The organism is Neobacillus drentensis (assembly GCF_036962765.1).
Taxonomy (GTDB): Bacteria; Bacillota; Bacilli; order Bacillales; family Cytobacillaceae; genus Neobacillus; species Neobacillus drentensis_C.
The window spans coordinates 1-1,265 of sequence record NZ_JBALOS010000415.1 but is presented as its reverse complement, the minus strand read 5'-3'; the positions used below and the strand labels follow the sequence as shown (position 1 = coordinate 1,265).

Sequence of the window (1,265 nt, the reverse complement as noted above, 5' to 3'; positions counted from 1 at the left end):
GTGATGTACTAGAGTGTGTTAAAATGCGGTCTAATACTTTTTCAGTAAATGGCATAAAGTAATTAAGTATTAGCCCCCCTAAACAAACGGTTAATAAAGTTCCAACGCCAATTGGTCCATTTAAAATCATTGCCATTATCAAGAATACGAGGTAAATGAATGTTCTCGAAAAAAATATATTTGTTCTAGTTAATTCTTGTATGATTAATGTTAATCGGTCAACTGGAATCGGTGCAAAATTTGTGTGTAAATATGTTGCAGTTCCTAATCCCATAGCAACTAAGCCGATTCCAAAACAAACAACTTTGCTGTACCATAGTTCAGGTGTGATTAAATTGTGCAATAAAAAAAGCCACGTATCAATACCAATACCCGTTATAAATGCTGTTAACAACCCCAAAACTTCTGGTCTTTGACTTTTTAAAAATGCATTACAACCTATCAATAGTAAAGCTATTATGATTTCCCAACTTCCCACAGTAAGCCCCACATTTATGGACAGTCCTACCAAAAGTGCATCAAAAGGCGAAGTTCCAAGGTCTGATTGTATAGTGAAAGAAATACCAAGGGTTAATGTTAAAATACCTAATACATAAAAAACATATTTCACTTTACTCGACCTCTTTATCATTATTTACTAGACAATTCTTTGAGCATTAGAATATGTGGGATACCATCTTCCATAAAGATATTAGAAGAAGTACGATAACCAAGTTTTTTATAAAAACCTTCTGCCTGTGTTTGTCCATGTAATTTAACCTGCGAGGCTCCCCGTTCTTCCGCGATTTCTTCTAACGCTTTTATCATGATTTTTCCAAGACCAAATTTACGGTAAGATTCGAGGATGCAGATTCTTTCCAATTTACCTACTCCATCAATAAACCTGATCCTTCCCGTTCCGACTGGTTGTTCATTGTAATGGACTAATATGTGTTCGCAAAGTCCATTCAGTGTATCAAATTGATCAAATTCATCAAATTCATCCTCTAGTGGTACGCCTTGTTCTTTCACAAATACTTCTTTCCTTATAGCAAATGCTACCCTTAAATCTTCATCGATCGTTGCTCTTTTTGGATTCATTTTTATCAGTCCTTTTAAATTAAATTGTCTATCATCATTTTGTTGCAAATGCAATAAAATTAGGTTAAATTTAATTTATATCACTTTTATAGTAAATGCAACAAAAAAATGTGAGTTAAGGAGTTAATGATGAAGGAAATTTTACGTGAAATTGGCATGATAGCAAGGGCATTAGATTCTATAAG

General features: G+C 33.5%; 2 protein-coding genes. Both read right to left on the bottom strand.

Going from position 1 to position 1,265, the window contains the following annotated elements; genetic code table 11:
• Positions 1 to 610: YczE/YyaS/YitT family protein (locus V7137_RS30245; RefSeq protein ID WP_335701492.1), on the bottom strand; the 610-nt coding region annotated here is incomplete at its 3' end.
• Between the two features lie 20 nt (positions 611 to 630).
• The gene (locus tag V7137_RS30240) at positions 631 to 1,080 is read right to left on the bottom strand and encodes a GNAT family N-acetyltransferase (RefSeq protein ID WP_335701491.1); all 450 of its coding nucleotides are present in this window, start codon (positions 1,078 to 1,080) and stop codon (positions 631 to 633) included.
• Positions 1,081 to 1,265 lie beyond the last annotated feature (185 nt).

Excerpts from the sequence above, each read along its gene's own strand:
- V7137_RS30240 (WP_335701491.1), bottom strand. The coding sequence starts at position 1,080 with ATGAATCCAAAAAGAGCAACGATCGATGAAGATTTAAGGGTAGCATTT.